Source organism: Brevibacterium sp. LAARM2_SD2 (assembly GCF_057364785.1).
The window spans coordinates 111,208-119,455 of the sequence record NZ_JBNFOM010000011.1; the positions used below are offsets into that span (position 1 = coordinate 111,208).

At 68.6% G+C, this 8,248-nt stretch carries 11 protein-coding genes and 1 rRNA gene; 3 read left to right on the forward strand and 9 right to left on the reverse strand.

Features of this window, described 5'->3' with window-relative positions; translation table 11 throughout:
• Positions 1 to 37: 37 nt before the first annotated feature.
• The 6 genes from rdgB to clpS form a co-directional block, all read right to left on the reverse strand.
• Positions 38 to 643, reverse strand: a complete 606-nt coding sequence (gene rdgB / locus AC2W7K_RS09160; RefSeq protein ID WP_198498242.1) for an RdgB/HAM1 family non-canonical purine NTP pyrophosphatase — start codon at positions 641 to 643, stop codon at positions 38 to 40.
• A complete protein-coding gene (gene rph / locus AC2W7K_RS09165; protein WP_198498241.1) occupies positions 640 to 1,365 on the reverse strand; it encodes a ribonuclease PH in 726 nt (241 codons plus the stop codon). The genes rdgB and rph overlap by 4 nt, the downstream gene beginning before the upstream one ends.
• 119 nt (positions 1,366 to 1,484) lie before the next feature.
• Entirely contained in the window at positions 1,485 to 1,865 is a 381-nt protein-coding gene (locus tag AC2W7K_RS09170; RefSeq protein ID WP_486006032.1) for an MBL fold metallo-hydrolase, read from the reverse strand.
• Between the two features lie 107 nt (positions 1,866 to 1,972).
• Entirely contained in the window at positions 1,973 to 2,302 is a 330-nt protein-coding gene (locus tag AC2W7K_RS09175; protein WP_486006033.1) for an MBL fold metallo-hydrolase, read from the reverse strand.
• Complete coding sequence (locus tag AC2W7K_RS09180) at positions 2,299 to 2,883, reverse strand: DUF2017 family protein (RefSeq protein ID WP_198498239.1); 585 nt, start codon at positions 2,881 to 2,883, stop codon at positions 2,299 to 2,301. The genes AC2W7K_RS09175 and AC2W7K_RS09180 overlap by 4 nt, the downstream gene beginning before the upstream one ends.
• 3 nt (positions 2,884 to 2,886) lie before the next feature.
• The gene (clpS, locus tag AC2W7K_RS09185; RefSeq protein ID WP_140955566.1) at positions 2,887 to 3,192 is read right to left on the reverse strand and encodes an ATP-dependent Clp protease adapter ClpS; all 306 of its coding nucleotides are present in this window, start codon (positions 3,190 to 3,192) and stop codon (positions 2,887 to 2,889) included.
• Between the two features lie 52 nt (positions 3,193 to 3,244).
• Between clpS and AC2W7K_RS09190 the strand changes: the two genes are divergently transcribed.
• Positions 3,245 to 4,564 carry a nicotinate phosphoribosyltransferase gene (locus tag AC2W7K_RS09190; protein WP_198498238.1) on the forward strand — a complete coding sequence of 440 codons (1,320 nt, stop codon included), beginning with the start codon at positions 3,245 to 3,247 and terminating at the stop codon, positions 4,562 to 4,564.
• 7 nt (positions 4,565 to 4,571) lie between these two features.
• Here AC2W7K_RS09190 and AC2W7K_RS09195 read toward each other — a convergent pair whose 3' ends face one another.
• Together AC2W7K_RS09195 and AC2W7K_RS09200 are read right to left on the reverse strand one after the other, a co-directional pair.
• Positions 4,572 to 6,353, reverse strand: coding sequence for a DEAD/DEAH box helicase (locus AC2W7K_RS09195; protein ID WP_198498237.1), 1,782 nt, complete (start codon positions 6,351 to 6,353; stop codon positions 4,572 to 4,574).
• On the reverse strand, positions 6,354 to 6,608 hold the full coding sequence (locus AC2W7K_RS09200) for a DUF3039 domain-containing protein (RefSeq protein WP_137826860.1): 255 nt from the start codon (positions 6,606 to 6,608) through the stop codon (positions 6,354 to 6,356).
• A gap of 31 nt (positions 6,609 to 6,639) precedes the next feature.
• Here AC2W7K_RS09200 and AC2W7K_RS09205 point away from each other — a divergent pair, with 31 nt between their 5' ends.
• Positions 6,640 to 7,155, forward strand: coding sequence for a flavin reductase family protein (locus AC2W7K_RS09205; RefSeq protein ID WP_198498236.1), 516 nt, complete (start codon positions 6,640 to 6,642; stop codon positions 7,153 to 7,155).
• A 131-nt stretch (positions 7,156 to 7,286) separates the two neighbouring features.
• On the forward strand, positions 7,287 to 7,943 hold the full coding sequence (locus AC2W7K_RS09210; RefSeq protein ID WP_198498235.1) for a GNAT family N-acetyltransferase: 657 nt from the start codon (positions 7,287 to 7,289) through the stop codon (positions 7,941 to 7,943).
• A 185-nt stretch (positions 7,944 to 8,128) separates the two neighbouring features.
• On the opposite strand, the gene rrf is transcribed toward AC2W7K_RS09210, so the two are convergent.
• A 5S ribosomal RNA gene (gene rrf, locus AC2W7K_RS09215) occupies positions 8,129 to 8,248 on the reverse strand.

Genomic DNA, 8,248 nt, shown 5'->3' on the forward strand with positions numbered 1-8,248 from the left:
TGCCGCCTACAGTCAGGACCCCGTCACCGAGGCGGTCTCAGAGCCCCGATTCGGCGCCGAGGATCGCGGCGAGCGCGTCGAAGGCGATGCGCCGGTGCGAACGCGCGTTCTTCTCCTCCGGCGTCATCTCGGCGGCACTGATCTCCGACCCGCTGGGGACGAAGATCGGATCGTAGCCGAATCCGCCGTCCCCGGCCGGAGCGGTCGCCAGGTGCCCGGGCATGACGCCCTCGGTGACGAATTCGCGTCCGTCGGGGGTGACGGCGGCGGCAGCGCAGCGGAACTGGGCGCCGCGGTGCTCGACGGCGATGTCGGAAAGCTGGGCGAGGAGGAGCTCGAGGTTCGCGGCGTCGTCTCCGTGCCGGCCGGCCCAGCGGGCGGAGAAGATGCCCGGGGCCCCGCCGAGGACGTCGACGGCGATGCCGGAGTCATCGGCGATCGCCGTCTTCCCGGTGGCCCGCGCCGCGGCCCGGGCCTTGATGAGCGCGTTCTCCTCGAACGTCACCCCGGTCTCGGCGACATCGGGCAGTCCCGCCTCGGCGGCGGTGAGCACCGTGGTGTCCTCACCGAGGACGGGCAGGAGGATGGAGAGGAGCTCGCGCTTCTTCTTCTCGTTGTGGGTGGCGAGGACGAACGTCGTCATCGGCCGAGCACTTCGACCTGGAGTTCGGTGAGGTCCGCACAGCCCTTCGCGGCGAGGTCGAGGAGGGCACCGAGTTCGTCCCGGTCGAACGGGGCGCCTTCGGCGGTGCCCTGGACCTCGACGAACTTGCCCGACCCGGTCATGACGACGTTCATGTCGGTCTCGGCCGTCGAGTCCTCGACGTAGGGCAGGTCGAGGACGGGCGTGCCCTCGACGATGCCGACGCTGATCGCGGCGACGGAGTCGATGAGCGGGCGGTTCGCGGCCGGGATGATGCCGCTCGAGCGTCCGCGCTCGATGGCATCGGCCATCGCGACGTAGGCGCCGGTGATCGACGCGGTGCGGGTGCCGCCGTCGGCTTGGAGGACGTCGCAGTCGAGGACGAGGGTGTTCTCCCCGAGCTTCGTCATGTCGATGACGGCGCGCAGGCTGCGGCCGATGAGGCGGGAGATCTCATGGGTGCGGCCCCCGAGCTTGCCCTTGACGGATTCGCGGGTGCTGCGGGAGTCCGTGGCGCGCGGGAGCATCGCGTACTCCGCGGTCACCCAGCCGCGGCCCTGGCCCTTGAGCCAGCGGGGCACGCCCTCGGTGAGGGAGGCCGCGCACAGGACGCGGGTGTTGCCGAACTCGATGAGCGCCGAGCCCTCGGCCGTGGTGATCCAGTTGCGGGTGATCTTCACATCGCGGAGTTCGTCCGCCTGTCGTCCGTCGGCACGCGTCATGGTTCGTCCGTCCTCAGTCTCGGTGGGTGGTGGGTCGGTGTTCGATGGCTCTGTGGGTGGTGGCTCTGTGGGTGATGGCTGGTCGGTGGTCGGTCGTCAGCGGAGTCGGCGAGGCGGCCTCACACGGTCCACCAGGCTCCGGGCTTCGCGAGTTCGATGGGTCCACGGTACTCGCCTGCGGCTTCGCCGCGGACGATCGTGCAGTTCGTCCACACCGGGATGTGGGTGAGCACGAGCGACTTGACGTCGGCGGTCGCTGCGACCCGACCAGCACGGCGACCGGTGAGGTGGACGCCGCGCACGGTGTCCCGGCCCTCCTGGAAGGCGGCTTCGCAGAGGAAGAGGTCAGCGCCTGCGGCAGCGGCGACGAGGTTGTCGCACTCGTCGGTGTCGGCGGAGTAGACGAGCACCCGGCCGGCGGCATCGGTGATCCGCAGCGCGTAGGTCTCGACGGGATGGGCGACGAGGAAGGCCTCGACGGTGAGCGACCCGATGGTCATCACGGCCCGGTCGTCGAGGTCGACGAACTCGAAGGGCCGGCCGAAGTCGGTGTCCTCGCAGCCCTCTGCGACCGGGGACTTGCCCGGCGGCGTCTGGTAGGCCCGGGTCAGCCGCTCTTCGCCGCGGCGGCGAGGACGGTTGTGCGGGTCCTGATGGTGCCGGTGTCGGTGATATCGCCGCTGAAGAAACGCGGGTCGTAGCAGTGCCGGACGTAGAGCCCCATCATGTCCATGCAGTGGTCGGGGTGGAGGTGGCTGAGCACGACCGCGGACACGGAGTCGAGGTCGACGGCCTGCTGGAGCGGGGTCAGCGCCCCGGATCCGAGGTCGAGCACGATCCTCGTCGGGGACTCCTCGTCGGTTTCGACGAGGTAGCAGCTGGCGGCGGATCCGGGTCCGGGGAACGAACCGGCGGTGCCGAGGGCGGTGAGTCTCATGCGTCGTCGTCCCCCTGCATCTCCGCGAGCAGGGTCGTCGTCAGACGGTCCTGGATCCAGGTCAGGAAGTCGTAGAGGGTGAGGGTGAGCTCTTCGGATTCGTCGAGGTCGCCGCGGCGGGCGTACGTCTCCTCCTGGGCCTCCTCGGTGTCGATGCCCAGGCGCACGGCGAGGACGAGCCGCAGGTCGTTGAGCCCCTTCATCCATGCGAGGACCTCGTCGCGGGTCAGGGTGATCGCGGCTCCGCGGCGCAGGCCCATGAGGATGATCCGCACGTTGTGCGCCTTCGCCTGGGCGAGGTCGAACTCGGTGAGGCGGCGGAACTCCGCGGACCGCTCCTCATCGAGGGGGTCGACGTCGGGGAAGAGGCGGAGCAGGGCCGGGTCGTCGGGTCGGGGCCGCTCGATGAGGCCGAGGCGGGCCTCCCAGTTCTCCGAATCGGGTCGGCTGTCCTCATCGCCGTCCTCGGTCTCCTCGGTCAGCAGTGCGGCGAGGTCGGTGAAGACGGTGAGCATGAGGGAACGTTCGTTGTCCTCGAGTCTGAGGACGACGTCGTCCCCTCGAGCATCTATCGCGGCCATGCGTCAGTCGGATCCTGTATCTGGTTGGCACGCGGCCCACAGACCGAATTCGTGCATCGCTTGGGTGTCGCGCTCCATCTCCTCGCGCCCGCCGGTGGCGACGACGGAGCGCCCGTTCTCGTGGACTTCGAGCATGAGCGTGTGCGCCTTCTCCGCGGAATAGCCGAAGTAGCTCTGGAAGACGTAGCTGACGTAGCTCATGAGATTGACCGGGTCGTTGAAGACGACGGTCTTCCATGGTCGGGCCCTGTCCTGGTCGGTGCGCTCCCGGACATCGGGCTCGAGGACAGGGGTCGTTGGATTGCTCACGTTTCCACAATACGGCAGATCGCCGAGGCTGTCGTGACGTAAGATCGCGCCTATGAGTGATCTCACACGCACCGGTTCCACTGCGTTCTTCACCGATCAGTACGAATTGACGATGGTGCAGGCCGCCTTGAGATCCGGAGCTGCTCACCGCCGCAGCCTCTTCGAGGTCTTCGGCCGCAGCCTTCCCGCCGGACGCCGCTACGGCGTCGTCGCCGGCACCGGTCGCATCCTCGAGATGCTCGGGGACTTCCGCTTCGACGATGAGCAGCTGAGCTTCCTCAGCCGTGAGCAGATCGTCGACAGGGAGACCATCGACTGGCTCGCGAACTACCGGTTCACCGGCACGATCCGCGGGTACGCCGAAGGGGAGATCTACTTCCCGGGCTCACCGCTGCTGACGATCGAGGCGAGCTTCGCCGAGGGCGTCATCTTGGAGACCCTCATCCTCTCCGCGCTCAACTACGACTGCGCGGTCGCCTCGGCGGCCTCCCGCATGGCGCAGGCCGCCGGTGATCGTCCGTGCGCGGAGATGGGCGGGAGGCGGACGAACGAGCATGCCGCCGTCGCTGCCGCCCGCGCGGCCGTCATCGGCGGGTTCTCCTCGACGTCGAACCTCGCCGCGGGCCTCGAATACGGGCTGCCGACGATCGGCACGTCGGCCCATTCGTTCACGCTCCTCCACGACTCCGAACGCGAGGCGTTCGCCGCGCAGCTCTCGTCATTGGGCACCGACACGACGCTGCTCCTCGACACCTACGACGTCGAGGAGGCGCTGCGGACGGCGATCGATCTCGCCGGCGACCGCCTCGGCGGGGTCCGCATCGATTCGGGTGACCTCATCGAGCAGGCCAGCGAGGTGCGGGCAGGCCTCGATCGCCTCGGGGCGACGGACACGACGATCACGGTGACGAGCGACCTCGACGAGTATGCGATCGCCGCGCTCGCGGCCTCCCCCGTCGACGCGTACGGCGTCGGCACCCGGGTCGTCACCGGGTCAGGGGCGCCGGCGGCGGGACTCGTCTACAAGCTCGTGGCCCGCGCCGACGAGGCGGGGACGTGGACGGCGGTGGCGAAGAACTCCAGCGGCAAGCCCTCCCGCGGCGGTCACAAGGAGGCCAGGCGCCTCATCGATGGGGCGATCGCCGTCGAGGAGGCCGTCGGCATTCCCGACCTGCCCGCCGATCTCGACGACGGCAGGCACCTGTCGGTCGACCTCGTCGTCGCCGGTGAGGTCGATGAGTCGTTCACCGGTCCCGGCGGGGTGAAGAAGGCGTGCGCCCGCCACGACGAGTCGCTGGCCGAGCTGCCGCGGTCGGCCCGCCGCCTCCAGGACGGCGAGCCGGCGATTCCCACGGTCTTCTACGCGAACTGAGGCCGCGTCACTTCCGGCCGATGAACCAGCCCTGAAGCTTCTTGATCCGCGCCTGGATCTGCTCACGGGTGGCCTGGGCGACTGCCGGGCCGCCGCACGCCTTGCGGAGTTCGACGTGGACGTTCTTGTGCGGGGTGCCCGTCCGCCGCGACCACGCGCCGACGAGGCTCTGGAGCTGATCGCGCTCCTCCTTCATCGCCCGGTGCTCGAGTTCGCTGGTGTGGACCTCCGCCGCGGGCGGGGCCGCCGCGGTCTTCCGCTGCGCCTGCCTGGCCTGCTGGGTGCGCAGCAGCTCGTGGACCTGTTCGGGTTCGAGGAGGCCGGGGATGCCGATGAAGTCGAGTTCGTCCTCGGAGCCGATCGCGCCACCGGTGCCGAACTCACCGCCGTCGAAGAGCACCCGGTCGAAGAGCGCCTCGGCGCCGAGGGCTTCGAACGACCCGAGCTGATCGGATGCGCCCTCGTTGCGATTGGCCTGTTCGAGGGCCTGATCGTCGAAGACGACGACGTCGTTCTCGTCCTCATTCCGCGGCCGGTCGAGGGCGTGGTCGCGTTCGACCTCCATCGTGTTGGCCAGGGCGAGGAGGATAGGGACCGAGGGGAGGAACACCGAGGCGGTCTCCCCGCGTTTGCGGGCGCGCACGAAGCGGCCGATGGCCTGCGCGAAGAAGAGCGGGGTCGACGACGAGGTCGCGTAGACGCCGACGCACAGGCGCGGGACGTCGACGCCTTCGGAGACCATGCGCACGGCGACCATCCACCGGTCCGTCGAGTTCTGGAACTCCTCGATGCGCGCCGAGGCGCCGGCTTCGTCGGAGAGGACGACGGTGGGCCTCTCCCCCGTGAGTTCGCGCAGCACCTTCGCATAGGCGCGGGCGGCGTCCTGGTCGGTGGCGATGACGAGGCCGCCGGCGTCGGGGACCGTGCGGCGGACCTCGGTGAGCCGGATGTCGGCGGCCTTGAGCACGGCCGGGATCCAGTCGCCGGCGGGATCGAGCGCGGTCCGCCAGGCCTGGGAGTTGATGTCCTTCGTCGTCTCCTCGCCGAGGACGTGCGACATCTCGTCTCCGGCCTTCGTCCGCCAGGACATCGCACCGGCGTAGGCGAGGAAGAGGACGGGGCGGACGACGGAGTCCTTGAGTGCGCGGCCGTAGCCGTACGAGTAGTCGGCGACGGAGGTGCGGATGCCCTCGGCGTCGGGGGCATAGGTGACGAACGGGATCGGCGAGGTGTCCGACCGGAACGGGGTGCCGGTCAGCGACAGGCGCCGCACCGCCGGACCGAAGGCCTCTCGCACGGCGTCGCCCCAGGACAGGGCGTCACCGGCGTGGTGGACCTCGTCGAGGATGACGAGGGTGCGCCCGGCAGCGGTGCGGTTGTGGTGGAGCGTCGGCTTCGCGGCGACCTGGGCATAGGTGAGGGCGACCCCGTGGTATCCGGGGGCGTGCTTGCCCTGCGAGTTCTTGAAGTGCGGGTCGAGTTTGATGCCGACGCGCGCGGCCGAATCGGCCCACTGGACCTTGAGGTGTTCGGTGGGCGCGACGACGGTGACGCGGTTGACGACGCGCTGGGCGAGGAGCTCAGCGGCCAGGCGCAGCGCGAACGTCGTCTTGCCGGCGCCCGGGGTCGCCACGGCGAGGAAGTCCTTGGGCTGATCCCGGAAGTAGAGGTCGAGGGCCTCGGCCTGCCATGCGCGCAGTTTGCCGGCCGTTCCCCACGCTGCGCGCTCGGGGAAGGCCGGTGAGAGCTGTTCGGCGGCGGAGGTCCCGGGGAGACGTTCCGCGGCCATCTACTCCTTGGGTCCTTCAGGCATCGATTCGAAGATCTCTTTGCACTTCGGGCAGACGGGGAAGCGCTCGGGGTCCCGGCTCGGCACCCACACCTTTCCGCACAGGGCGATGAGCGGAGTGCCCGTGACCATGGACTCCATGATCTTGTCCTTGGGCGCGTAGTGGCTGTACCGTTCGTGGTCACCGGGTTCGACAAGCTGCTCGCTCTGCTCGCGCTCGATCGTCGCCGAACCGCCTGTAGCTGGATAGGTCATGGCTCCATTGTAGTTCCCTAGAATGAGAACCATGGATCGGTCCCACGAGTATTCGCTCACAGAGCGCTACCAGGAGCTCAGTGACGACATCGCCGCCGCCGTCGCCGTGGTCTCGGCCAGGCGCGGGCAGGCGGCGCACGCGATCACCGTCGACTCGTTCCTCGATGTCTCCTATGATCCGCCGACGATGGCGGTGAGCATCTACTCGGGGTCGCGGATGATGGAGACCTTGGAGATGAGCGACCATTTCGCGATCTCCGTCCTCGCCTCCGATCAGCGGGATCTCTCCGAGCGCCTCGGCGCCTCGGGTCAGCCGCTCTACGGTGCGCTCGGCGGGATCGGGAACTTCCCCGCGCCCCGGTCGGGACAGCCCGTGCTCGACGGCGCGATCGCCTGGTTCGAGCTCCGGCTCACCGACATCCTCGAGGTCGCCACCCACAGTCTCGTCGTCGGGGAGGTCATCGCCCTCGGAGCCGGCGCCGACAGCGGCAAGTCGCAGCCGCTGTTGCGGTGGCGCAAGGCGTACGGCACCATCGGCCCCCGCTGACCCTCCCCTCCCCGCACCGCGATAGGTGCGCGACGCGTCGCTCCCAGCACGCGGAGTCCCCTTTCGTCACGCTGAACCCCCTACGTGACGCTGCGCCCCATTTCGGGATCCCTGAGCCTTAGACTCGGGGCATGGACTTGGCAGCGATCTGGCCGCCCTTCGGGCTGCGCATCACGATGGGAACGATGGAGCTCACGCCGACACGGGAGTCCGATTATCCCGAGCTCGCGGAGATCGCCCGTGGTGGAGTCCGACGTGACGATGCGCCGGCGTTCCTCGTCGACTGGGATTCGGGAACCGATGAGGAGATCGCGAAGAACATCGCTCACTTCCAGTGGGCCACTCGGGCGAACTTCTCACAGCAGGAGTGGACGATCGAGTTCACCGTCCGAGTCGACGGACGGGTCATCGGCCTGCAGGGCATCACCGGCAAGGACTTCCTCGCCACGAAGTCGGTGACGACAGGATCGTGGTTGGCACGGGTCGAGCAGGGTCAGGGGTATGGGACGCAGATGCGTCGTGCCGTCGTCACCGCCTTCGCCGAGAACTTCGACGTCGAGGTCTTCCATACCGCGCATATCGACGGCAACGATGCGAGTCGCCGGGTCTCGGAGAAGCTCGGCTATTCTCCGAACGGGCAGAAGCGCATCGTCGTCCAGGACGGCAACGCGCACACGGAGCATCAGTTGGTGCTGCCGGCTGCCGACATCATCCGCGGGCCCGAGCCGGTCGAGGTCACCGGCACCGAGGCAGTCCGCCGTTTCCTCGGACTCGACACCCCGACCTGAACGCAGCAGGCACCACCGCCGGCCCGAAGCCCGATCCGATGGGTGAATGCAAAAAGTGGGGACCTCACCAGTCCCCCACCACCACACCAACCGGCCCGACACTCGGTCCGGTGCGTGAATGCAAAAAAGGGAGGGAACCCTGGTCCAACCAATTGTTGAACCAGGATCCCCTCCCCCAAAGAATATTGCGGCAGTCACTTACTCTCCCACAACCACCAAGTTGCAGTACCATCAGCATGACATGGGCTTAGCTACCGGGATCGGAACGGTTAACCGGGCGTTTCCCCACCACTATCACCACCGCA